Origin of the sequence: Aeromonas rivuli, assembly GCF_020149575.1 — a bacterium.
In the GTDB taxonomy this organism is placed as follows: domain Bacteria; phylum Pseudomonadota; class Gammaproteobacteria; order Enterobacterales; family Aeromonadaceae; genus Aeromonas; species Aeromonas rivuli.
Window position 1 is genome coordinate 3,578,649 of the sequence record NZ_CP079742.1, and the last position, 23,850, is coordinate 3,602,498.

The window sequence follows — 23,850 nt, forward strand, 5'->3', positions numbered from 1 at the left end:
TCACCCCCGTTAATCAAGAGCGACCTCCGGGTCGCTTTTTTGTCGTTGTGCGTCACAAAAATGATGCCTTAATATGCAAAAAGATTCCGGCTTCAGCTCCAGTCAAGCTTGCCCCCCATAGAATTGCCATATCGGAAAAATACCGATCATTCAGGCTCCTAGAGGGACCTGGAGAGTACTTACCCCAGAGGAATAGACAATGAAAAAGACTGCATTGACCATGGCTGTTTCCAGCCTGATGCTGGCCGGTACCGCCCAGGCTGCCACCCTGTATGATCAAGACGGCACCAAGCTGGATATTGGTGGTCGCGTTCAAGGTATGTACTACGGTACCAGCAGTGACGCCCTGGAAGGCGATCAGAGCTACCTGCGTCTGCACGTCGCCGGTGAGACTCGCATCGATGACGAAACCAAAGCCTTCGCCTTCGCCGAATACAACCTGCCGACCTCAGGTTCTGACAACGACGAGCTGCGTTACGGCTACGTGGGTATCCAGAACGATCGCTTCGGCGCCTTCAGCTACGGCCGTCAGGATGGTCTGTTCGCCAAAGCGGTCAACAACTATACCGACGTGCTGCCGGAATGGGGTGGTGACGGCCTGGGCAAGGACACTGACGTGTTCGGTACCGGTCGTAACAACGGCCTGGCCCAGTACATCTATACCTATCAGGGCATGACCCTGGGTGCCCAGTTCACTGGCAAGAACGATCCTTGGAATGACAAGGACAGCAAGTGGATGAAGGGTTCCGACGAGGGTTATGCCCTGTCCGCCAACTATGACTTCGACATGGGTCTCTCCCTGGGCGCCGTCTACAACATGGCCACCAAGACTGGTGACCAGAAAGAGCTGGCCTCCTTCGGTGGGGATGACGATGCCCAGCTGTATGGCGCAGGTATCAAGTACAGTGCCGGTAACCTCTACCTGGCAGCCACCTATGCTCATGGCCAGGATCACATCTTCGTCAGCAAGAATGGCCAGAGCGGCTATGCCGAGAAGAGTGACGGTTATGAAGCCGTTGCCCAGTACAGCGTCACCCCGAAATTCAAGCCGTCCGTCGCCTACCTGCGTACCGACGTGAAGGATGACCGCAGCGGTGCCAACATCGACGACACCCTGACCGAGTACGTCAGTGTGGGTGCCTGGTACAACTTCACCGACAACTTCAACGCCTATGTTGACTACAAGATCAACCTGCTCGACGAAGATGGCACCGATGGCTACAGCAGCCTGGGCCAAGTCTCTGACGACGTCGTTGGTGTCGCACTGCAGTACAACTTCTAAGTCCGGATTTGGCGTCAAGTCAGCTCTCGATACCAAACCGGCCGCATCAGCGGCCGGTTTTTTTATATCGGACTCAAGCGCGCAGTTGCGCCAGTTCGGGACGACGGGCAAAACAGTGGCTGAGCAGCAGCAGGGTCACAACGCCGACGCTACCCAGCACCAGCCAGGGCAACCAGGGCTGCCCCTGAGCGCTGGCATAGTCATGCAAAGCGCCGCCTCCTACGTAACCACTCATGCCGCCCAACGCCAACCCTAGCCGACTAAAGCCCATGTAGCTGCCCCGCGCGCTCGGGTGGGCCAACCGGGTCATCAAGGTCTCCCGGGCCGGCTCCACGATGATGATGCCGAGATAGAAACAGGCCAGCAGCGCAAAAATCGCCTCCAGGCTGGTGGCAAACGCCACCAGCCCTATGCCTGCGGTCATCAGCAACATGCCCGCCAGCAGCCGGGTCTCCAGCCGGAAGTGACGCTCGCCGTAGCGCGCCAGGGGATAGAGCAGGGCGAGCGACAGCGCCGCCTCCAGGCTATACATCCAGCCCACCGCCGTGCTGCTGCCCGCCATCTGCTTGACCAGAATGGGAAAGATCAGCATCACCTGCACCCAGAGCGCGTAGTAGCCGCTCAGGATCAGCACCACCCGGCAAAATGCCTTGTCCGCCAGCACCCGGCCCAGCCCTGTCTTGATGGGGGTTGGTCGCAAGGAGATCTTGTAGGCGGGCAGAATGAGCCAGTTGCACAGGGCGGCAGTGACGAACAGACAAGCCCCCAGCAGACAGACATATTCGAAATCGAAATTGAGCAGCCAGCTGCCGAGCAGGGCGCCGAGCACGGCACCGGCACTCTCCAGCATCATCAGCAGCGAGATGTAGCGTCCGCGCTGATGGGGCCGGGTGAACTTGATGACCAGGGCCGCTCTCGGAGGATCGAACAGGCAACCGCCCAGACCCGAGATGATGCAGGAGACAATAAGCGCCAGACCGCTCTCGGCATAGGCCAGGCTGGCAAAACCCACCGCCCGCAGCAGCATGCCGCCGACGATCAACGGCCTGGCACCAAAGCGGTCAGCCAGAGAACCGCCAAAGATCCCCAACCCCTGCTGGGTCAGCTGACGCAGACCCAGCGCCAGACCCACCACCCCCGCCGCCCAGCCAAGCTGATCGACAAATCTCAGGCTTATCATGGGCATCACCACGAAGAATCCCAGGATCACCAGCAGAGAATCCAATGCCAAAAACCAGCGTCCCCGCCGCCGCGCCCGCTCTACCATAACCACCTCAGACTCCAATTGATGCTGCTATTCTGCGAGGGCACCAGATATAGTGGTAGCCGACAACTGGCTATATTTCATATCGGGATTTTTTATGGCTATGACGCTCGATGATCTGCAACTGCTGCTCGATGTGGTCAACCGGGGCAGCTTCAGCAAGGCGGCCGCGGTGCGGGGCTGGTCACAACCCATGGTGAGTCAGCGCATCGCCGTACTGGAACACGCCCTCGGCCAGCCGCTGTTTCGCCGCCACCGCCGCGGCGCCACCCCCACCGCCGCCTGCGAGCAGTTTCTGCCCGCGGTCAGCACCGCCCTCAATGCCCTGGAGGCCGGCCAGCTCGCCTTGCAGGGCACTCCCCTGCTGCCACGCATTCGGCTCTCCTGCCTCCCCTCCCTCACCACAGTGGTATTCGGTCCCCTGCTGCTGGAGTTGGTGGATGAGAGCTTCGAGATCCGCTGCAGCACGGATCACTCCGGTATCATCATGCAGGAGCTGCTGACCGGAGAGACGGATGTGGGCTTCATCCTCAAGTGCCCCGCCATCGCCGGTATTCAGCTCGAACTGCTCTACCGCTCCCCCATCATCGCGGTGGCCTGTGCCACCCATCCCCTGGCGGGACGCCAGGGGCTGACCCTGCAAGACATTGCCAACGAGCGGCTCGCCCCCCAGCAGTGGGGCACGGGGTGCGACGAGCTGCTGATCCAGCTGCGGCTGCTGCGCCAGGTAAACCGCCCGCTACACGCCATCCAGCCAGCCAGCGCAGCCCGTGAGCTCGCGCTAGAGCACGGCTTCATCACCCTGATGCCGGCGCTGGCCATCGCGCGGGATCTGGAATTTGGCCGCCTGGTGCAGCTCGATGTGACGGATCTGCCGCCGGATCACTGGGATGTGATGATGGCCTGGCGCAGCGGCAAGCGCCCCAACCGGGAAAAGGAGAGAGTGATCGAGGCCGCCCGCATGCTCGCCAGCCACTGGGCGGGTAAATAGCCCGGCAATCGGCCGCTCATCCTTGTCGCCTCGACAGCTGAGATAAAAAAACCACCTCATGTGAAGTGAACCCCGAAAGTTGGACACCCAACGAGTAGGGGTTCTTCGTTTCTATGGCAAAGCAAAAATACTCGACCGACTTCAAGCGTCAGGTCGTTCTTCACTATCTCAACGGTCATGACGGTGCCAAAAAGACGGCCGCCCTGTTTGGTGTCGATCATGGCGCCGTTCGCCGCTGGACTGAGCACTGGAAAGTCAGTGGTGAAGATGGCTTGACCATCACGACCAAAGCTTATTCTGCTGAGTTCAAAGAGGAGGTACTGCACTGGATGCAGGAAAATAATGCATCTTCTCGCAAGGCGGCCGCAGCATTCAAGATCGCCGCGGCCTGCACCGTCAGTCGGTGGGCGCGGCTTTATCGTGAAGGCGGTATCATGGCCCTTAGTGACAAACGCACAGAGCGCATCATGGCTTCAGGAAAAAAACCACCGAACAAACCGCTCACCGCCCCCTATCCCACTTTCCACAGTGCCCAGGAAGAGCTCGAATACCTGCGGGCGGAGAACGCCTATCTAAAAAAGCTGCATGCCTTGGCTCGGGAAAAGCAGCAGAGAAAGCAAAAATAGTTTCCGAGCTAAGGCAGGACCATCAGCTGGCAACGCTGCTGCATATCGCTTGGTTGCCACGCAGCACCTTCTACTGGCAGGTGAAGTCAGGTACCAGCGCAGGGACCTATGAGCATGAAGCGCAACGGATCAAGGCGCTGTTTCATCACCACAAGGGGCGTTATGGTTATCGGCGGATCACCCTGGCGCTGCGCAACGAAGGGTGCCTAATTAACCACAAGACAGTGCGAAAACTCATGCGAGAACAGGACCTTGCCTCTAACCTGCGCCGCAAGAAATATCGGTCGTACAAGGGGACATACGGCCATATCGCCCCGAACCTCTTGCAGCGTGATTTTCACGCCGATGCCCCGAACCAAAAATGGGTCACCGATGTGACGGAGTTCAATCTCAAAGGGCAGAAGTTGTACTTGTCGCCGGTGCTGGACCTCTATAACAGCGAGATCATCGCCTGGCAGATGGCAACGCACCAGGGGATGCGGTTGGTGGACAAGATGCTGGATGACGCCTTGGCGACATTAGGGCCCACAGACGCGCCGGTGCTGCACTCGGATCAAGGCTGGCAATATCAGATGGCCAGCTATCAGACGCGATTATCGTCAAGGGACGTGAAGCAAAGCATGTCACGCAAAGGGAACTGCCTGGACAATGCGGTGGTAGAGAACTTCTTTGGACTGCTGAAAAGCGAATGCTGGTTCAACGAAGAGTACGAAGATACAGAGCAGTTGAAACGTGTGGTGGATGAATACATCCACTACTACAACCATGAGCGGATCAAAGTGAAACTAAACGGCCTGAGCCCGGTACAGTACCGAACTCAGGCCATGTTATCCGCCAACTAACGTGTCCAATAAATGGGGTTCACTTCACATGAAGAGGTGGTCTTGCTATGCGTCAGAAATAAAATGTCACTCTATCAATAGCTTGCCTTGAGGCTCACCCCGGAGAAGGCACTGAAGCCGCTCAACTGCACATGCCAGGTTCCCGCCTTGGGCGCATTGAGGGTACAGGTCTCGGTGTTGCCGCTCTGGTAGGGACGGCAATCATAGCTGGTACTGGTCGGCACAGTACCAAACTTCACATAGAGATCCGCATCCCCGCTGCCACCACTGCTGGCGACCACCAGCGTGCTCTTGCCGGCCGGGACCTCGATGGTGTAGTTGAGTTTGCCCCCCTGAGCCCCCGTCAAACCGGTCAGGGCCACGCCGTTTTGCAGCACATTGCCCCCTGAGGGTGGCGTGCCACCACAGCTGGCATTGACGCCGACCGTCTGGAAGGCACGACTGATGTCGGTCAGGTTGTAACCCAGATCGGTCGCCGCCTTGGTCACACCACAGGCGCCCTGATCGTAATCGGTGTTGGGCCCCCAATAGAGGCGGTTGGCCAGCACGAACACCTCAAACGCCTTGCGGGTGTTCCAGCCATTGCTGGTTGCCAGCAGGTAGAAGGCGCGGTTGTAGACCCCGGAGCTGTGGTGCACATCCATGCCGCTGCGATAGTCACTGGCGTGACCTATGGAGCTGCCATCCCGGGTCGGATCCTCGAAGTAGCGCAGGGAACCGTTGCCCTTGAAGATTTGCGCGCCCACCAGCCAGTCGTTGCTGCCCTTCATGAAGTGCTCGGCCGCCTCCCCCGCCATGTCGGAGAAAGCCTCGTTGATGCCGCCGGACTGGTTGGCATAGACCAGCCCCGAGTTCTGTTCGGTAAAGCCGTGGCTCACCTCGTGAGCGGCCACATCCAGGCTGACCAGGGGATAGAAGGTGGTGGCACCATCACCAAAGGTCATCTGGCTGCCGTCCCAGAAGGCGTTTTCATAGTTGCGGCTATAGTGAACCCGCATCTTCAGCTTGAAGCTGAGCGGCGCCGTGTTGTACCAATTGCGGTACATGTCGAACACCACGTTGCCGAAGTAGTGGGCATCATTGAGGGGGGAGAAGGCGCCGTTGATCTCCTTGACCCTGTTTTCCGGGCAGCTGAACTGATGCACACTGCCCCCCGAGGTGGCGTGATTCATGTTGATGGTATCGACATTGGTGCTGCTCATGCGGCAGTTGGCATCGACGATCAGAGGGCCGAAATCGGCGCCGTAGAAGTACTTGCCGGTCTTGGCGTTGCCGCCCGGACCACTGGCGTTCTGATGGTTGATCCCCTCCCAGCGCTTGAGTTCGGCGCCAGTGTGGGCATCGACCATCACGAAGGGACGGCTCGGTGTCTCGCTCGCCGCCAGCCAGGAGACCAGATAGACCAGGCGGGCCTGCCCGGCCTCATCCTGCACCACGAACAGCTTGACCCGCTCACTGTTACCCTTGGCGCCATCGCGCGCCTTGGCCGCCGCGTCTGCCGGGCTGAGTGTCGCCGCCGGGCTCGCCACATCGTTATCGATCTGGCGAAGCATCTGACCAGACAGCTTGCTGATCTGGCCACCGAGGGATTGCTCGGCCACCAGCACCTGACCCCAGACAGGGATGCCGTGCCAGGTCTGCTCATAGCGGACCCGTTGCTGACCATTGGGCAGGGTGACGGCACGGACCTGACGATACTCCCCCTCACCCGCCAGTGCGCTCACCCCCGCCGCGCCACTCGGCGCGCCCTGCATACCGGCAACCTGCTCAACGGTGACTTGATCGGCAGCCAGGGCGACGCCACCCCAACAGGCCAGCGCAACGGCCAAATAGACTCTGTTCATCTCTTCTTTCCTTAGGTCGATGATATCCCGGGCCACTCCCGGCGCCTCCAAGCTAGCGGGACGGTCGCAGATTGCGCCCTGTCAGAACTGACAGCGCAGCACAAAGGAGCAGCAGGATCTGCTGAAGGGCCAGCAATGGGCAGCAAGAGCGAGGGCAGACAGCATTTCCTGCCAGCGAATGAGCGATATGTCTCCCTTGCCCCCCATCTTTGGCGGCGAGAGATCCTCAAGGGGTAAGGGCACGCTCGCCATGGCACTCTGTAGGCCAATTGGCTACATTGGCAGGCACCATAACGCACGGCAGAGACGCACCGAGGGACGACCCTATGTTCACCTGGCAACTGGATGACGAACTGGCACTGACTTTCTTGCAACCCGACATGGCGACCGAGCTCTATGGGCTCTGTCAGCAGAACCGGGAGTACCTCTCCCAATGGTTGCCCTGGGTGCCGTTCATCCAGCGCCGCGATGACACGGCCACCTTCATCCGCCATGCCATCGAAGGCTTCGCCCGTGGCGACTCGCTCACCACGGCTATCGAGTATCAGGGGGAACTGGTCGGTGTCATTGGTTACAACCGGATCGATCAGAGCCTGGGCAAGGTCACCCTGGGCTATTGGCTGGCGGAGCGCTGGCAGGGCAACGGCATCATAGGCCGCGCCTGTCAGGCCCTCATTCATCATGCCTTCGAGGAGATGGGCATGGAGAAGGCAGAGATCAGCGCCGCCCTCGACAATGAAGCCAGCCGGGCGGTGTGCGAGCGGCTCGGCATGCGCCAGGAGGGGATAGTGCGCCGGGCCGAGCGGTTGGGGGACAGGGTCGTGGATCACGCCCTCTACGGCCTGTTGCGGGATGAATGGCTACAGCAGAGGGATCTGTAATGGCGCTGCCTCATCTTGAGACGCCTCGTACCCGGCTCACCATATTGCCGCCGGAGCGGGCAGATCTGATGCTCGATTACCATCAACGAAATCGCCTGCACCTGGCCCCCTGGGAGCCCAAACGGGATCCTGACTTCTATACCCTGGGTTGCTGGTTTGCCCGGCTGCGAGAGAGTTACGGCCAGTTCTTCGCAGGCCAGGCGGTCAACCTGGTGGCACTCGATGCCAGTGGTGAGCGGGTCATCGCCACCTGCAACTTCACCCACATAGTGCAAGGCATGTTTCAGGCCTGCCATCTTGGCTACTCGGTGGATGAGGCCCATCAGGGTCAGGGGCTGATGCAGGAAGTGGTGCAAGGGGGGATAGATTATCTGTTCGGCGAGCTGGGGCTGCATCGCATCATGGCCAGTCACATGCCCGCCAACCTGCGCAGCGCCGCCCTGCTGGCTCGACTTGGCTTCGAGCGAGAGGGATATGCCCGCGACTACCTGATGATCAACGGCCGCTGGGAGGATCATGTGCTGACCGCCCTGCTTAATCCGGCCTGGGCGCCGCGCTAAGCCCGATGCCCACACAGATAACCGCAATAAAAACGGGCCCGGGGATGATCCCCGGGCCCGTCTCTTCAATCAAAGCACGCTTAGTTGGCTTTGGCATCGCTCACGGCGGCTTCAACCTTGTCGGCGGCCTTTTCTACGGCAGCGCCTGCATCGGCAGCAGCTTGCTTGGTCACTTCACCGGCTTTGTCAGCGGCTTGCTCAACAGTGGCGCTAGCTTCGCTGGCGGCTTTTTCTACGGTGGCAGCAACGTCAGCGGCAGGAGTCGCAGCAGGAGCAGCTTCTTCTTTCTGACCACAGGCGGTCAACATCAGACCCAGGATACCGGCTACCAGTACTTTGTTCATGTGCATACCCTCAAAAAATGGAGAGATGGCAGCGTTGCCATCACAGAGCACTTTGCCCCCCTTCGTACAGAGATGAATAAGGGAGCCAAGAGACGCGCGAAATATAACCCTAACGCTGGTTAATGGAAACGAGTATCACAATGATATTTTCTCACCCATTGGATGAAAAAACCTAAACAACCTTGATTATTTGATACAAAACATCAACAAAAAACGATTTTGTGAATGATTAATGCACATTCAGGTCGACCGGCTCCTCTCTCTCACTACCCTCAACCCCATCATGTGACGTCTGGAGATCGGACAGCTTCTGACAGGGTGGCGGCTAAATCCGCCTTGAGGACCCGCTATGCAAACGGGGGCCTGAGCCCCCGTCTTGCATATCACCACCATCACACTCAGGCACTGGCGCAGAGGCTACGCCCACGCCGGGTCAGCAGCATCAGCAGAGGCGGCAACAATAACCACATGTGCAACGCCAGCTGGTTGAGGGGATCCGCAACCAGCGCCCCTGTGATACCCACCAGGGCACCCGCTCCGCTCATCTGGAAGAGCCCAAGCAAGGCGGCGGCCGTGCCAGCACAGTGACCAAAGGGAGCCAGTGCCATGCCGGCGGCGGCCCCCAACACCATGGCAAAGCCGATGCTGGAGAGGAAGACCGGCCCCATCATGGCCAGAGGATGCTGGACATCTTGCACCAGGGTCAGCATCAGTGCAGACAGGCAGATCACCAGCAGCCCCAGGCGCAGGGTACGTCTGGCCCCGACCCAGGCGATGAAGCGGGGTGCCAGGAAACAGGTCGCGATATTGAGCACCGCATTGGCGGCAAACCAGCGGCTGAAGCCATCCATGTCCAGCCCCAGCTTGACCATCAACTGCACAGGCGCCGCGGTGACATAGGCCAGGATCACCGCCATCGCCAACATGCAGAGGCTGGCATTGAACAAGAAGCTGGGAGAGCGCAGTACCGGACTGTAACGAGCCCAGCTGATCAGGGTGCCCTCACTGCGGGTCTCATCGGGGCGGGTTTCCGGCATGCGCCACATCAGCCAGCCACCCACCAGGGCCGCATAACCGGCCATGAACCAGAAGTTGGCAGACCAACCCGCCTGGGCCGTCAGCCAGCCACCGAGCAGAGGGGCCAGCGCCGGGATGAAACAAATGGCGCCATTGAGGTAGGAGATCATCTGGCCGCTCTTCTTGGGGCCATAGCTGTCACGCACCACGGAGAAGGCGGCAACTGACGTAGCGCAGGCGCCGAAGCCTTGCAGCACCCGGGCCAGCATCAACTCACCCAGGCTGGCGGCAAAGCCGGCGGCCAGGGCGCTCAGGCCATAGAGCACGACACCACACAGGGCGATCGGCTTGCGACCATAACGATCGGCCAGCGGGCCCACCAGCAGTTGGCCCAAGCCCATGCTGAACAGGAACCAGGTGATGGTGCCCTGCATCAGGGTCACCTCGGCCCCCAACTGCTCGGCCATCTGCGGGATTGCGGGCAGATAGATGTCGATGGCCAGGGGGCTGAACAACACCAGGAGCACGAGTAACAGGATCAGGGGCATGACTTACCTCAATACGGACCAGAAAAAGGCCAAAGCTGAACTAGAGTGGGGCGGCAGTCTACTGGCTCAGTGAAATGAACAGAAATGGTATTTACTCACTTGTGTTATTCCAAATAGGAAAAAACATCCCCCTTGCCCAGCGCCCCCTGCTGACCGATAGTAACCCAAGCCCCCTTAACCTGCTGGAGGCCTCATGCCCCCCCATATCACTGTCCCGGGTCGCACCCTGATCGTCGGCGATCTCCATGGTTGCCTGGGGCAGCTGCAGGCGGCGCTGGCCCGGCTCGCCTTCGATCCGGCGGCAGGAGACAGACTCTGCTCCGTGGGGGATCTCATCGACCGAGGGCCGGATAGCCCAGGTTGTCTGGCCCTGCTCGACCAGCCCTGGTTTCATGCCGTACTCGGCAACCATGAGGCCATGCTGCTCGACGCCCTCACCCCTGAGGGGCTAGTCGGTGATGGTCGCGCCAGACACCACGCCCAGGAGCGAGCTCGCTGGCGCCGCAATGGCGGCGACTGGTTTGATGAGTTGAGCCCCGCCGCCCAAGACAAGATAAGGGGGCGGCTGCCGCAGTTGGCCCGATTGCCCCTGGCGCTGACCCTCACCACGGCCCTGGGGCGGCGCATTGGCCTGGTCCATGCCGATCCCGTCAGCCATGACTGGGCCAAGCTCGATGCGACCTTTATGACCCGCCACCGGCGAGACATGCTGTGGGAGCGCAGTCGCCTCCAACGTTTGCAGCGCGATCTCAACCAGCCGCCACAGTGGATAGCCAATGTCAGTCTGGTGGTGATGGGCCATACCCCGCTTGAGCATGGCTGGCTGCGTCATGGCAACCTCTGCTGGATAGACACCGGCGCCGTCTATGGCGGTGAGCTCACCCTGCTAGAACCCGATACCCTGACGCTGTAGCTGACCTCCTCGATGGCCCCCGGCCCCTTGCCTGGACTCCCATCGGGCATAGGTGATCCGCTCATGGCGCCACTTCCTACCCCCTCTCCCTCCCATCTTGCTCCTTCTTTGCAGCCAGGCGGCGCAAACTCGGTAATTGCCGCTTTGACTGGCGAGGTCCTGCCCGTAGAATGCGCAGGTTATTTTTGCGGAGGTGTACGATGAACAAGCTTGTCCTGGCAACAGGGAATCAGAAGAAGGTCAAGGAATTGGCCGCCATGTTGGCCGATATGAAGATCCAGGTGATCCCCCAGAGCGAGTTTGCCGTGCCAGATGCCGATGAGACCGGCACCACCTTCGTCGAAAACGCCATCATCAAGGCCCGTCATGCCGCTCGCCTCACCGGCTTGCCAGCCGTGGCCGATGACTCAGGCCTGGAAGTGGATCTGTTGCATGGACGCCCCGGCGTCTACTCGGCCCGCTTCGCAGGGGCAGGAGCCAGCGACAGAGCCAATCTGGACAAGCTGTTGGCGGAACTCAACGGTGCCCCCGACTACCTCAAGAGCGCTCGCTTCTGGTGCGTGCTGGTCTATATGCGCCACGCCGATGACCCGACCCCCATCATCTGCCAGGCAAGCTGGGAGGGCCTCATCATTGATGCCCCCCGTGGTGAACACGGCTTTGGCTATGACCCCGTCTTCTTCGTGCCGGATCACGATTGCACCGCCGCCCAGATGCCAAGCGAGCTCAAGAACCAGCTCAGCCATCGTGGTCAGGCGCTCGCCAAGCTCAAAGCTGCCCTCGCCGCACACTGATGCCAGCTGTGTCATGGTCGATACGGGGGCCCAGGCCCCCGTTTCATTGCCCGGCTCGCGTCATTCGCACTGCCAACGCCCCCTTGTCCCCCACCCTGTCTTACACTGGGGCTCAGGCCCCTCACTGGATCCCTGGATAATCCCATGCTGCAACTGCCGCCCCTCTCCCTCTATATTCATGTGCCCTGGTGCGTCCAGAAGTGCCCCTATTGCGACTTCAACTCCCACGCCCAGAAGGGTGAGCTGCCCCACATGGAATATGTGGCCGCCCTGCTCGAGGATCTGGATGGGGAGCTGAAGTGGGCCCAGGGCCGGGCGCTGCACTCCATCTTCATCGGTGGCGGCACCCCCAGCCTGCTCTCCGTCGAGGCGATGCACGCCTTGCTGGACGGGGTCCGGGCACGGATTGTGCTGATGGAAAACTGCGAGATCACCATGGAGGCCAACCCGGGCACCGTCGAGGCGGACAAATTCGCGGGTTTCAAGCAGGCTGGCATCAACCGCATCTCCATCGGGGTGCAGAGTTTCCAGCAGGAGAAGCTGACCCGTCTCGGCCGCATTCATGGCCCGGAGGAGGCCCGCAAGGCCGCCGCCCTGGCTCATGCCATCGCGCTGCCCACCTTCAATCTGGACTTGATGCACGGCCTGCCGGATCAGAGCCTGGACGACGCCCTCTATGACGTGCAGCAGGCCATCGACTGCGCGCCGCCGCATCTCTCCTGGTATCAGCTCACCATAGAGCCGAACACGGCCTTCGCCTCCAAGCCGCCGACCCTGCCCGATGACGACATTCTCTGGGACATCTACGAACGGGGCCATGCACTGCTCACCGCCCAGGGTTACCGCCAGTACGAGATCTCGGCTTACGCCAAGGAGGGTTACCAGTGCCACCACAATCTCAACTACTGGCGGTTTGGCGACTATCTGGGCATCGGCTGTGGCGCCCACGGCAAGGTGACCGATCTCGTGGGGCAAAGAGTGCTGCGCAGTGCCAAGGTCAAGCATCCCAAGGGGTATCTTGATCCGGCGCGGGACTACCTCGACAGCCAGTGGCAGGTCGAGGCGGCCGATCTGCCCCTCGAATACTTCATGAACCGCTTCCGTCTGTTCGAACCCGTGCCCAAGTGGGAGTTCGAGGCCTATACCGGCCTGCCCCTTGAGCGGGTTGAGACCATGCTCGACATCGCCCACAGCAAGGAGCTGATCGATGACCATGGGGATCACTGGCAGCTGACGGCGCTGGGTCACCGCTATCTCAATGTGTTGCTCGAACTCTTTATGGACGAGTAGCCACCGGGATGGGCTGATGCCATCTGGTCAGCACCAAAGAGAAGGGCGCCTCGGCGCCCTTGTCTTATCCCATTCGTCGGTAGAAACCCGCTCAGCAGCAGACGCGCATCATCCGCTGTTGGCCGGGCTCCCACCGCTTGCCATATTTGGCCTTGCGCTGGTAACTGCCTTTGCCTTTCTTGTTTTGCTCGACCCGGGCCCGAAACAGCGGATCCCCGAGCAGCGCCTGCAAGTGGTTATCTTTGATCTCGCCACGCTGATGGGCATAGTGCCCACCGCCACCTGACTGCTCCGTTTCCACGTTGAGCAGTGTTACTCTCTTCTTGGCCATCTTTGGCTCCTTCATTACCCCTTGGGGATCGCGAGTGTGAACCTGGCCCTCCCTCATCGCCATAGGGAGGCAAGGGGGCGCCCGCTCAAAAACCCGGCAATATTGTCATCAAACAGTGTGCGGCGCCACTCCTTGGGCCTTTTCGTCAATCGTGGGCATGATGTTCATGCTGACCCGCGGCGCCGGACTCGAGCACCTCCAGGATGGCGCAATGCTCGGCGGAACGGGCCCCCCCGCAGCAGATCTCCGACAGCTCGCTGAGATTGCGGCGAAAACGCATCAGCTCGGCGATTTTCTCCTCCACCTGGGCGAGTTTGGCATCGGCCACCGCCTTGACCTCCTGACAGGTCACCTCGGCCTTGTGGGTATCAAGATCGAGCAGCTCACCAATCTCCGCCAGGGAGAAGCCGACCGACTTGGCGCGGATGATAAACTCCAGCCGCCGTCTGTCTTGCTCACTGTAGAGCCGATAGCCTGACTCGTTGCGGATGCTGGGTGCTATCAGACCACTCTTCTCGTAAAACCTCAGGGTATCCGCCTTGACCTTGCAGGCCTTGGCCAACTCTCCAATCCGGTACATTCATCCTCCTTCTACCCAACCATCAGCGGCCTGCGCCCTTGAGCCAGGCTCAGCAAGCAAAAGCCATTTGACACCAAATATCGCTACTATCCCGCCTTTGTCCCGCAATTGCCAGCCAAGGCCCGAAAAGCCACGCCAGCGCCCCGACAGACTGCCCTTCCTGGCCTAAACCACTCAAATCACAAACGTTTGCTATCTCGACACCGGAAAACGTTTAGCCCCTTGCCACATAAGGGGTTGCTGAAATAAAAAATCCACCATGGCTCACAATTTTTGTGTAGAATACGCGCCCACAAGAGAGCATCGCACCAAGCGGGCATTTCCTAAAACACTCTTGGCCAAGATGGCCCCAAAGAGTGATTTGCGAAATACCCCCACATCCATTTATTTGGGGACGCTCTGTGTCATCTTGCGCTTATCGCCTGCCTGCCATGGAAGTCCCCGCACCCTGAGGACGATAGAGTGATGGAACAAGCCAGGCCCATTCGCCGCGCACTGCTGAGTGTTTCTGACAAGACCGGCATATTGGAATTTGCCAAGGCACTCAACGAGCGTGGTGTGGCGCTGCTCTCGACAGGCGGTACTGCCAAGCTGCTGGCCGAGGCTGGCCTGCCGGTGACTGAAGTGTCCGACTATACCGGCTTCCCCGAGATGATGGATGGCCGCGTCAAGACCCTGCATCCCAAGGTGCATGGCGGCGTGCTCGGCCGTCGCGGCCAGGATGAGGCCATCATGGCCCAGCACGGCATCTCCCCCATCGACATGGTTGTCGTCAACCTCTATCCCTTCGCCGCCACCGTCGCCAAGCCCGGTTGCACCCTCGCCGATGCGGTCGAAAACATCGACATCGGTGGCCCGACCATGGTGCGCTCCGCCGCCAAGAACCACAAAGATGTCACCATCGTCGTCAAGGCCGCCGACTATGGCCGGGTGATCGCCGAGATGGATGGCAACGACAACAGCCTGACCCTCGCCACCCGCTTCGATCTCGCCATTGCCGCCTTCGAGCACACCGCCGCCTACGATGGCATGATTGCCAACTACTTCGGTACCCTGGTGCCCAGCTACGGCGACAACAAGGAGGGCGACGCTGAGTCCCAGTTCCCGCGCACCTTCAATGCTCAGTTCATCAAGAAGCAGGACATGCGCTACGGCGAGAACAGCCATCAGGCTGCCGCCTTCTACGCCGAAGAGCAGGCCGCCCCCGGTTCGGTGGCCAGCGCCATTCAACTGCAAGGCAAGGCACTCTCCTACAACAACATCGCCGATACCGATGCGGCCCTGGAGTGCGTGAAGGAGTTCCCGGAGCCCGCCTGCGTCATCGTCAAGCATGCCAACCCCTGCGGCGTCGCCATCGGTGACGACCTGTTCGCTGCCTACGATCGCGCCTACCAGACCGATCCCACCTCCGCCTTTGGGGGCATCATCGCCTTCAACCGCGAGCTGGATGGCGCCACCGCCGCCGCCATCGTCGCCCGCCAGTTTGTGGAAGTGATCATCGCCCCCAGCATCAGCGAGGAAGCCCGCTCCGTCGTGGCCGCCAAGCAGAATGTGCGCCTGCTCGAGTGTGGCCAGTGGGCCGCTGCCGCTCAGGGTTTCGATCTCAAGCGTGTCAACGGCGGCCTGCTGGTGCAAGAGCGCGACCATGGCATGGTGAGCCTGGCTGACCTGACCGTGGTCAGCAAGCGCCAGCCGACCGAGGCTGAGCTCAAAGACCTGCTGTTCTGCTGGAAGGTGGCCAAGTTCGTCAAATCCAACGCCATCGTCTACGCCAAAGCTGGCCAGACCATAGGGGTCGGTGCAGGCCAGATGAGCCGGGTCTACTCCGCCAAGATAGCTGGCATCAAGGCCGAGGATGAAGGGCTGGTGGTGGCGGGGTCCGTCATGGCTTCCGATGCCTTCTTCCCGTTCCGCGATGGCATCGATGCCGCCGCCGCCGCCGGCATCGCCTGCGTCATTCAGCCGGGTGGTTCCATGCGCGACAACGAGGTGATAGCCGCCGCCGACGAACATGGCATGTGCATGGTGTTCACCGGCATGCGCCACTTCCGCCACTGATCATTCATTGAGGGCTGCCCAGGCAGCCCTCTTCAGATCCGTAATCGTTATTCCTATGGGAGAGCCCAGACGATGAAAGTATTGATAATTGGTAACGGCGGTCGTGAACACGCCCTGGCCTGGAAGGCCAAACAGTCCCCGCGGGTCACTCAGGTGTTCGTGGCGCCGGGCAATGCCGGCACCCAGCTTGAGCCCGGTATCGAGAACGTCGCCATCGAGGCCACCGACATCCCCGCCTTGCTGGCCTTTGCCAAGGAGCAGCAGATTGGGCTGACCATAGTGGGTCCGGAGGCCCCCCTGGTGAAGGGGGTGGTGGATGCATTTCGTGCCGAGGGTCAGACCATCTTCGGCCCGACCGCTGCCGCCGCCCAGCTCGAAGGCTCCAAGGCCTTCACCAAGGACTTCCTGGCTCGTCACCAGATCCCGACTGCCGCCTACCAGAACTTCACCGAAGTGGAACCCGCCCTCGCGTATCTGCGCGCCCAGGGCGCTCCTATCGTCATCAAGGCCGATGGCCTGGCTGCCGGCAAAGGGGTGATAGTGGCCATGACCCTGCAAGAGGCCGAAGACGCGGTGCAGGACATGCTCTCCGGCAATGCCTTCGGTGACGCTGGCGCCCGGGTGGTGATCGAGGAGTTCCTCACCGGTGAAGAGGCCAGCTTCATCGTCATGGTCGATGGTGAGCAGGTGCTGCCCATGGCCACCAGTCAGGATCACAAGCGGGTCGGCGACAAGGACACCGGCCCCAACACCGGTGGCATGGGGGCTTATTCCCCCGCCCCCGTGGTCACGGATCTCGTGCACCAGCGTGCCATGGAGCAGGTGATCATGCCGACCGTGCGTGGCATGGCCGCAGAAGGCAATCGCTACTCAGGCTTCCTCTATGCGGGCCTGATGATTGACCCCCAGGGCAATCCCAAGGTGATCGAGTTCAACTGCCGCTTCGGCGACCCCGAGACCCAACCCATCATGCTGCGCATGCAGTCCGACCTGGTTGAGCTCTGCCTGGCCGCCTGCCATGGGGAGCTGGAGGGTAAAGAGGCCCGTTATGATACCCGCGCGGCCATCGGTGTGGTGCTGGCCGCTGGCGGCTATCCCGGTGACTACGCCAGGGACTTGCCCATCAGCGGGTTGCCGAGCGAAGAGTGCGCCGGTGAGAAACTGTTCCACGGCGGCACCCGCTTTGCAGGCGATAGCGTGGTCACCAGCGGTGGCCGGGTACTCTGCGCCACGGCGCTGGGTCAGACGGTGGCCGAGGCTCAGGCCCGCGCCTACCAGCTGGCCGATCGGGTCAAGTGGCAAGGGGTCTTCTGCCGCCGGGACATCGGCTGGCGCGCCATAGAGCGCGAGCAAGGGAAGTGAATCCCTAGGTGTGGGCAATCGCGCACCCGCCAATAAAAAGGGCCCCTCGGGGCCCTTTTTATTGCGCTGCATTCCCGCAGGATCAATGCCGCCTCGGGGTTTTTCCCCGGTTCAGACAGGCCAGCGCACTGAGCGCCAGGGCCAGGGCCGCGCCGCCATAAAGCCAGGCTCCGGGCAGCATGGGTACCAGCCAACCGGCGAGCAAGGGGCCCAGTCCTGCGCCCATGTCACGCCAGACCGCGTTGCTGGCCAGGGCCTGGATCCGCTGCTGTGGATAACGGGCCGCCACTATGGTGGCCACCAGAGGCAGTTGCACCGCCCGCAGCAACAAGACCAGGCCGGCACCGACCACAAACCAGTCCAGGCCAAACAACAACAGCGCAAAGGAAGCCAGCAGCGAGCTGCCTACCAGCAGGGGCAGGGCGCCCCATCGCTCGGCGAGATGCCCTCCCAGCGGGCTGAATGCTATCTCGCTCAGGTAACGCACCGCCATCAGACAGCCGACCACCAGAATAGCGCCGCCACTCAGCTGGGATTGGGCCAGCAGGGAGAGACCAAAGATGAAGAGACCATCCAGGGTCAGCCCCTCGATAAAGGACCAGACCGCCATGCTGTCCGGGGCACGCAGCCGTCGTTTGCCATCGAGCGTCAAGGGGTGAGGGCGCTCGGGCAGACCCCGGGCCCAGACAAGGCCAATCAGGGCGGCAAGGGCCATCAGCAAGAAGACGGGCCTGGGGCCATAGCATTGCGCCAACCAGGCTCCCAGAGGCAGGGCCAGGGCCGGGCCTGCCGAGATGAGCGCCCGGGAGCGACCACTGCGTCGCGCCGCCCCCTGCATTTCGCTGGTCGCCAGAGATTGAGTGGAGAGATTGAAGGTGGCAAAACTCAGCCCCCACAGCAATCTGAGTCCAAGCAGGGCCCAGAAACCTGAGAGCAGGGTGTAACCAAGGGCGCAGAGCAGGGCACTCAAGGCGGCCAGGGTGCAGCAGAACCTGTCTCCCCGCTGGCCATAGAAACGCACCACGTTGCCATAGCCCAGAATGCGGATCAGCCTGTTGGCTGCCAGCAGGATGCCCGCCTCCAGCAAGCTGATGCCAAACAACTCGGCATGCATGGGCAGCAACAGATAGAGCAGGGTATCCCCGGGCAGGCAGAGCGCCAGCACGAGGGCGGCTCGCTTGGACTCTCGATCGGCAGCCAGGACTGCGCCCTCTCCATTGACCTGCATGTCCCACCCCGGCTCGACTTCGTTGTCCGGCAGGATAAAGCGTTGCGAAGAAAAGGCAACCACCCCCAGGCTGCAGGAGCCACCAAAGCAAAGAGCCTCGGCTGCCCATGGCGGCCGAGGCTCTTCCATCAATCAAACAGGGCTGAGGATCAGTGCGGCGCGGAGTCCAGCATCTCGGCCAGTTTGACCTTCTGATCCGCGGTCAGCACTTTACTGATCTCGTAGATCTTCTTGGTGCGATAGTAACGCACCTCCTGCTGCACCTTGCCCACCTCGGCCAGTTCGCTACGGATGGCCCCATCGTCCCAGGTGCCATGCTTGATGGCGCCCTGCAGCGCCTGATTACTGAGTTTGCTCTGATCGATACCCGCAATCTGCTGGTCGCTCTCGGCGCGGATGGCCTTGATCTTGCTGACCTGATCCGGCGTCAGCTCCAGGGTCTTGACGATCATGTCTTCGATGGAGCCATGATTGACCGGGCCCGGCGCCTGGGCCATGGCGGAACCTGCAAACACCAGAGACAGAGAAAGGGCAATCGCGCTAAGGGAATGGGTAATTTTCATGAATGATTCGCTCACAAGGGTAAAGGTACCTGCTATCTATAGCGCGGATCGCGCCGGGAAACGTAAACCCTGGCTGAATGGCCCGCCATTCTCTTTCCCGCGCCCCCCCCTTCCCGACCAATGAGATAGCCAAGAGCACGAGCCATCCAGGGTTGGGGCAAGGTTAATGCCCTGTCACCTTTTGTCACAAAAAAACCAACTATTCACAAACAGTTCACTGTCCCTCATGGCATCATGCAGGGTAAGAACTCAAACTAGGGTTCATTTGCAACCAACTTAAGGAGATCCCATGTTGAAAACTGCTCGCCTGCTACCACTGATGTTTGGTCTGATCGCCCTGCCCGCCCTGGCCGGTGATCTGGAGCAGCCGATGAAGAAGATGGGCTTCAACTACAAGCAGGCAACCAAGGCGAGCGATCCCGCCGCCATGGAAAAATACATCACCCAGATGCGCAGTGAGATCGATGACGCCAAGACGCGCAAGATGCCAACCGCCAAGCAGGAGAAGTTCCTCGAGGGCCTCAACGAGGTACAGGGCGAGCTGGATGCCAGTCTGGCCGCTCTCAAGGCGGGTGATGAGGCCAAGGCCCGTGAGCACCTGGCCAAGGTCAATGACCTGAAGAAGGAGTACCACCAATATGCCAAGCAGAAAGGCTGATCCTTTTCGCTGGGACATCCTGGTACGCCTGACGCACTGGAGCCTGGCCGCCGCCTGTGTCGCCAACCTCTGGCTCAATGAAACGGGGGAGGAGTGGCATGAGTGGCTGGGCTACCTCGCCATGTCGGTTATCGGCTTGCGCCTGCTATGGGGACTGACCCTGGCCAAGGGCTATGCCCGCTTGGCCGCCCTGATCCCCAGCGGGGAGGATTTCCGCCAGCAGGCGGTGGCGATGCGCGAGCGCGCCCCCGCCTCCCCCGGTCATCATGGCAGCGGCAAGCTGGCCGTCTGGGCCATCTGGTTCACCGTGCTTGCCACCGGCTTCACCGGCTGGTTTCAGAACACAGAGCTGGGGTTCGACTGGGGCGCCGATGAGTGGCACACCTGGTGTACCTGGGCATTGCAGGGGCTGATCGCTCTGCATCTGGGCGCCATCGTCTATACCTCCTGGCGTCAGCGCAGCAACCTGATCGGTCGCATGTTGCCCCGGCGCCGGCAACCTCAACGCCAGCAGGAGCCTCACTCCTGAAGCAGACGGGCACCAGGGTGCCCCTCTTCCTTTCCCTGCTCATCCGCCCGCAGGAGCGCCTCTCTCCGGCGGCTACAACTGCTTTAGCCCTTCATCGGCCAGGACGCATCTCCCTCTTGCCCCCCCTGCCATGAAAGCATTTTCATTCACAATTCTTAATTAATCTCTGCTGTTCGATTTTCAATTACCTCGATTTCATCAATGCTACTGAGCCGAACGAGGTAGTTTGCGGTCCGTTCGATATCAAAAGACAGTGACACGTCAATAACAAGATCGAAGGGAAAATCGTCATGCACAACACAGTGTTTCGAACCGCCATGCTCGCCGCGGTGCTGGGCTCATTCAGCCACACAGCCAGCGCCGAAGGGGTCATGGTCCATCTGTTCCAATGGAAGTTCAACGACATCGCCAATGAGTGCGAAACCGTACTCGGTCCCAAGGGATTCGGCGGTGTCCAGATCACGCCACCCGCCGAGCACAAGCAGGGCAGCCAGGTCTGGTGGACCGTCTACCAGCCCGTCAGCTTCAAGAATTTCAACAGCTTCGGCGGCAGCGAGGCGGAGCTCAGGAGCATGATCACCCGCTGCAACGCGGCCGGGGTCAAGGTCTATGCGGACGCCGTCTTCAACCAGCTGGCCTCGGGCACCGGGACCGCCACCGGCGGTGGCAGCTACCACTCGGGGCAATATCAGTACCCCCAGTTCGGCTACAACGACTTCCACCACAGCGGTGACATCACCAACTACGGCGACAGCAACAACGTCTGGAACGGCGCCCTCTACGGCATGCCGGATCTCAATACCGGCTCTCCCTACGTGCAGGATCAGATAGCCAGCTACATGAAGACCCTGCTGGGTTGGGGCGTGGCGGGCTTTCGCATCGATGCGGCCAAGCACATGGCCCCCGGCGAGGTGAAGGCCATACTCGACAAGGCGGGCAGCCCCAAAGCCTATCTGGAGGTGATAGGTGCAGGCGGGGAATCGGCGGACATCCAGCCGGGTCGCTACACCTACATAGACACAGTCACCGACTTCAAATACGGCACGGATCTCGCCGCCAACTTCAACGGCCAGATCAAGAACCTCAAGACCCTCGGCGAGAGCTGGGGCCTGCTCCCCTCCAACAAGGCCTTCGTCTTCGTGGTCAACCACGACCGCGAGCGCGGCCACGGCGGCGGCGGCATGCTCACCTTCATGAGCGGTGCCCGCTATGAGCTGGCCAACACTTTCATGATGGCCTGGCCCTATGGCTGGAAGCAGGTGATGTCGGGCTACCGCTTCGAGAACATGGGCACCTATGAAACCGACAAGGGGGCGCCGGGCAGCACGCCCTGCACCGATGGCCAGTGGAACTGCGAGCAGCGCCGGCCAACCATCATGAACATGGCCCTGTTCCACAACAGAACCGAGGGGCAAGCTGTCAGTCACTGGTGGGATAACGGCAACAACCAGATAGCCTTCGGTCGGGGAGACAAGGGTTTCGTCGCCATCAACAACGAGAGCGGCAGCCTGGTGGCCTCGGTGCAGACCGGCCTGCCGGCGGGCGAGTACTGCAACCTCCTGGGTGGCAATGACTACTGCAGCGGGGGCTATGTCACCGTCGACGGCAGCGGCAAGGCCAGCCTGAACGTGCCGGCCATGAAGGCCGCCGCCATCATCGCCGGCTGCACCAAGGCCAGCCCCTGCGGCGGCACCGCCCTGCCTGGCAACAAGTTCAGCAGCATGAACCTGCGCGGCACCCACAACGCCTGGGGCAACACCCCTATGACAGTCGATGCCAACCGCGTCTGGTCCGCCACCCTGACCCTGAGCGGCAGCGGTGACGCCACCGGTGCCCAGCGCTTCAAGTTCGACGTCTTCGGCAACTGGACAGAGAACTACGGCGACAATGAAGGGGACGGCATCGCCGACAAGGGCAGCAGCAAGGATATCCTGGTCAGCGGGGCGGGCAGCTACCGCATCACCCTGAGCGAAGGCGACCTGCGTTATACGGTCACCTCCCAGGCCAGCAACCAGGCACCGGTCGCCGTCCTCTCGCCCAAGACCCCCAGCATCAAGGCGGGGGAGAGCGTGGTGTTCGATGGCTCCGCCTCTCGCGACGATGAGGGCGTGGCAAGCTATAGCTGGTCCAGCGGCGGCAGCGCCCCCACTGAGACGGTCCAGTTCGATATTCCGGGCACCCATACCATCACCCTGACCGTCACCGATACCGAAGGGCTGACTTCCAGCGCCAGCGCCACCGTGACCGTCACTGACGGCAACGGTGCCTACAACAGCGTGCTGCCGACCCTGCAGTTCCGTGGTACGCCCAACGGTTGGGGATCGCAGGCCATGACGTTGGTCGCCGACAACCTGTGGGAAGCGCAAGTCAGTTTCGACGGCCAGGCAAACCAGCGCTTCAAGTTCGACGTCAAGGGTGACTGGACCCAGAACTACGGCGACACCAACAAGGATGGTGTGGCCGAGCAGGGTGGTGCCGACATCTTCACCCCGGTCAGCGGCCAGTACCGTGTGCGCTTCAACGATCAGACCCTGACCTACAGCCTGAGCGCCCAGTAAGCCGCAGAGGGAGGATGCCCCTATGACCCTCGGGCATTCCCATGGCCTCCTGCCCACAGGGCAGGAGGCCTTTCATGGGGCCAAGCACCATCACTCTTCTCTCCTCAGCCAGACGGCCACCGTTCCCTGTTTGCCGACCGGCAGGCATACTGCCTGTACATCCCCATGCAGGAGCGCATATGAAACTATTGGAAGCCCTCAGGGTCGAGGGGCGGATCGAAGAAGCTCGCCAGCACGGCCTGTTGCAACTCATCGAGCACCCGCTACACGCCGAGCTGCATTATGAAGTGGCCAGCCTGCACGACATGCTCGGGCGCGAGGCCCAGGCCATACATCTCTATCAGCAGGCCATCACCCTAGGACTCGCTGGCTCCTCACTGCGTGGTGCCCTGCTGGGGCTCGGCAGCTCATATCGCAGCCTGGGTCAGCATGAGGCGGCCCTGGTCACCCTGGAGCAGGGCTTGGCACTGTTTCACCAGGCGAGCGAGTTCACGGCCTTTCGCGCCATGGTCCATTACAACCAGGGGCGTCATAAAGAGGCTTGCGAGGCACTGCTCGGTCTGCTTGCACAGAGTACTGCGGACCCTTCACTGACCCCGTACAAGGGCGCCATGGCGCTCTATGCCGAGGATCTGGACAGGCGTTGGTGAGAGGCTAAAAACGACAAAGCCGCTCAACATGAGCGGCTTTGTCTGAATTTGGTGGCCCCTCCCAGACTTGAACTGGGGACCTGACGATTATGAGTCGTATGCTCTAACCAACTGAGCTAAGGGGCCATGGGTATTGC

The 23,850-nt window shown here is 61.0% G+C and carries 22 protein-coding genes and 1 tRNA gene; 14 read left to right on the forward strand and 9 right to left on the reverse strand.

The features are described 5' to 3' along the window. Positions 1-199: 199 nt before the first annotated feature. A complete protein-coding gene (locus KYK33_RS16445; protein ID WP_224431206.1) occupies positions 200-1,282 on the forward strand; it encodes a porin in 1,083 nt (360 codons plus the stop codon). 73 nt (positions 1,283-1,355) lie between these two features. On the opposite strand, the gene mdtH is transcribed toward KYK33_RS16445, so the two are convergent. Further along, positions 1,356-2,549, reverse strand: a complete 1,194-nt coding sequence (mdtH, locus tag KYK33_RS16450) for a multidrug efflux MFS transporter MdtH (protein WP_042043013.1) — start codon at positions 2,547-2,549, stop codon at positions 1,356-1,358. Positions 2,550-2,643: 94 nt separating this feature from the next. Between mdtH and KYK33_RS16455 the strand changes: the two genes are divergently transcribed. Beyond that, on the forward strand, positions 2,644-3,537 hold the full coding sequence (locus KYK33_RS16455) for a LysR family transcriptional regulator (RefSeq protein ID WP_224431207.1): 894 nt from the start codon (positions 2,644-2,646) through the stop codon (positions 3,535-3,537). A gap of 113 nt (positions 3,538-3,650) precedes the next feature. After that, positions 3,651-5,005 (forward strand): IS3 family transposase gene (locus tag KYK33_RS16460; protein ID WP_396021360.1). Its coding sequence is split into 2 segments (ribosomal slippage): positions 3,651-4,148 and positions 4,151-5,005, totalling 1,353 coding nucleotides; the frame shifts between segments, so codons are not numbered across the junction. Between the two features lie 74 nt (positions 5,006-5,079). On the opposite strand, the gene KYK33_RS16465 is transcribed toward KYK33_RS16460, so the two are convergent. Continuing rightward, complete coding sequence (locus KYK33_RS16465; RefSeq protein ID WP_224431208.1) at positions 5,080-6,849, reverse strand: M4 family metallopeptidase; 1,770 nt, start codon at positions 6,847-6,849, stop codon at positions 5,080-5,082. A gap of 326 nt (positions 6,850-7,175) precedes the next feature. On the opposite strand from KYK33_RS16465, the gene KYK33_RS16470 reads away from it, so the two are divergent. Then, positions 7,176-7,730, forward strand: coding sequence for a GNAT family N-acetyltransferase (locus tag KYK33_RS16470; protein WP_224431209.1), 555 nt, complete (start codon positions 7,176-7,178; stop codon positions 7,728-7,730). After that, positions 7,730-8,290 carry a GNAT family N-acetyltransferase gene (locus tag KYK33_RS16475; protein WP_042043009.1) on the forward strand — a complete coding sequence of 187 codons (561 nt, stop codon included), beginning with the start codon at positions 7,730-7,732 and terminating at the stop codon, positions 8,288-8,290. Before KYK33_RS16470 ends, KYK33_RS16475 begins: the two co-directional genes overlap by 1 nt. Before the next feature lie 80 nt (positions 8,291-8,370). Here KYK33_RS16475 and KYK33_RS16480 read toward each other — a convergent pair whose 3' ends face one another. Together KYK33_RS16480 and KYK33_RS16485 are read right to left on the reverse strand one after the other, a co-directional pair. Beyond that, entirely contained in the window at positions 8,371-8,634 is a 264-nt protein-coding gene (locus tag KYK33_RS16480; RefSeq protein ID WP_224431210.1) for a hypothetical protein, read from the reverse strand. A gap of 398 nt (positions 8,635-9,032) precedes the next feature. Then, positions 9,033-10,199 (reverse strand): multidrug effflux MFS transporter, encoded by a 1,167-nt coding sequence (locus tag KYK33_RS16485; protein ID WP_224431211.1) that lies wholly within the window; start codon positions 10,197-10,199, stop codon positions 9,033-9,035. A 193-nt stretch (positions 10,200-10,392) separates the two neighbouring features. Between KYK33_RS16485 and KYK33_RS16490 the strand changes: the two genes are divergently transcribed. The 3 genes from KYK33_RS16490 (at position 10,393) to hemW (ending at position 13,196) form a co-directional block, all read left to right on the forward strand. Continuing rightward, positions 10,393-11,112 carry a metallophosphoesterase gene (locus KYK33_RS16490; protein WP_224431212.1) on the forward strand — a complete coding sequence of 240 codons (720 nt, stop codon included), beginning with the start codon at positions 10,393-10,395 and terminating at the stop codon, positions 11,110-11,112. A 200-nt stretch (positions 11,113-11,312) separates the two neighbouring features. Beyond that, the gene (gene rdgB, locus KYK33_RS16495) at positions 11,313-11,906 is read left to right on the forward strand and encodes an RdgB/HAM1 family non-canonical purine NTP pyrophosphatase (RefSeq protein WP_042043006.1); all 594 of its coding nucleotides are present in this window, start codon (positions 11,313-11,315) and stop codon (positions 11,904-11,906) included. 144 nt (positions 11,907-12,050) lie between these two features. Then, positions 12,051-13,196: a radical SAM family heme chaperone HemW gene (hemW, locus tag KYK33_RS16500; protein WP_042043005.1), complete on the forward strand. Its 1,146-nt coding sequence runs from the start codon at positions 12,051-12,053 to the stop codon at positions 13,194-13,196. Between the two features lie 91 nt (positions 13,197-13,287). Here the strand turns inward: hemW and KYK33_RS16505 are convergent, their stop codons facing one another. Together KYK33_RS16505 and zntR are read right to left on the reverse strand one after the other, a co-directional pair. Further along, positions 13,288-13,527, reverse strand: a complete 240-nt coding sequence (locus tag KYK33_RS16505; protein ID WP_042043004.1) for an alternative ribosome-rescue factor A — start codon at positions 13,525-13,527, stop codon at positions 13,288-13,290. Positions 13,528-13,672: 145 nt separating this feature from the next. Continuing rightward, on the reverse strand, positions 13,673-14,107 hold the full coding sequence (gene zntR, locus KYK33_RS16510; protein WP_224431213.1) for a Zn(2+)-responsive transcriptional regulator: 435 nt from the start codon (positions 14,105-14,107) through the stop codon (positions 13,673-13,675). A 465-nt stretch (positions 14,108-14,572) separates the two neighbouring features. Here zntR and purH point away from each other — a divergent pair, with 465 nt between their 5' ends. Then, a complete protein-coding gene (purH, locus tag KYK33_RS16515; RefSeq protein ID WP_224431214.1) occupies positions 14,573-16,165 on the forward strand; it encodes a bifunctional phosphoribosylaminoimidazolecarboxamide formyltransferase/IMP cyclohydrolase in 1,593 nt (530 codons plus the stop codon). 72 nt (positions 16,166-16,237) lie between these two features. After that, the gene (gene purD / locus KYK33_RS16520) at positions 16,238-17,527 is read left to right on the forward strand and encodes a phosphoribosylamine--glycine ligase (RefSeq protein ID WP_224431215.1); all 1,290 of its coding nucleotides are present in this window, start codon (positions 16,238-16,240) and stop codon (positions 17,525-17,527) included. A gap of 82 nt (positions 17,528-17,609) precedes the next feature. Here purD and KYK33_RS16525 read toward each other — a convergent pair whose 3' ends face one another. Further along, positions 17,610-18,818, reverse strand: coding sequence for an MFS transporter (locus KYK33_RS16525; protein WP_224431216.1), 1,209 nt, complete (start codon positions 18,816-18,818; stop codon positions 17,610-17,612). Between the two features lie 86 nt (positions 18,819-18,904). Then, complete coding sequence (locus KYK33_RS16530; RefSeq protein WP_084218226.1) at positions 18,905-19,318, reverse strand: Spy/CpxP family protein refolding chaperone; 414 nt, start codon at positions 19,316-19,318, stop codon at positions 18,905-18,907. 289 nt (positions 19,319-19,607) lie between these two features. On the opposite strand from KYK33_RS16530, the gene KYK33_RS16535 reads away from it, so the two are divergent. The 4 genes from KYK33_RS16535 (at position 19,608) to KYK33_RS16550 (ending at position 23,713) form a co-directional block, all read left to right on the forward strand. After that, positions 19,608-19,976 (forward strand): cytochrome b562, encoded by a 369-nt coding sequence (locus tag KYK33_RS16535; protein ID WP_224431217.1) that lies wholly within the window; start codon positions 19,608-19,610, stop codon positions 19,974-19,976. Beyond that, on the forward strand, positions 19,957-20,505 hold the full coding sequence (locus KYK33_RS16540; protein WP_224431218.1) for a cytochrome b/b6 domain-containing protein: 549 nt from the start codon (positions 19,957-19,959) through the stop codon (positions 20,503-20,505). Before KYK33_RS16535 ends, KYK33_RS16540 begins: the two co-directional genes overlap by 20 nt. Before the next feature lie 290 nt (positions 20,506-20,795). Continuing rightward, a complete protein-coding gene (locus KYK33_RS16545) occupies positions 20,796-23,063 on the forward strand; it encodes an alpha amylase C-terminal domain-containing protein (RefSeq protein ID WP_224431219.1) in 2,268 nt (755 codons plus the stop codon). A 179-nt stretch (positions 23,064-23,242) separates the two neighbouring features. Then, positions 23,243-23,713: a tetratricopeptide repeat protein gene (locus KYK33_RS16550; RefSeq protein WP_224431220.1), complete on the forward strand. Its 471-nt coding sequence runs from the start codon at positions 23,243-23,245 to the stop codon at positions 23,711-23,713. Between the two features lie 49 nt (positions 23,714-23,762). Here KYK33_RS16550 and KYK33_RS16555 read toward each other — a convergent pair. After that, a tRNA-Ile gene (locus KYK33_RS16555) sits at positions 23,763-23,839 on the reverse strand. Positions 23,840-23,850: the final 11 nt, after the last annotated feature.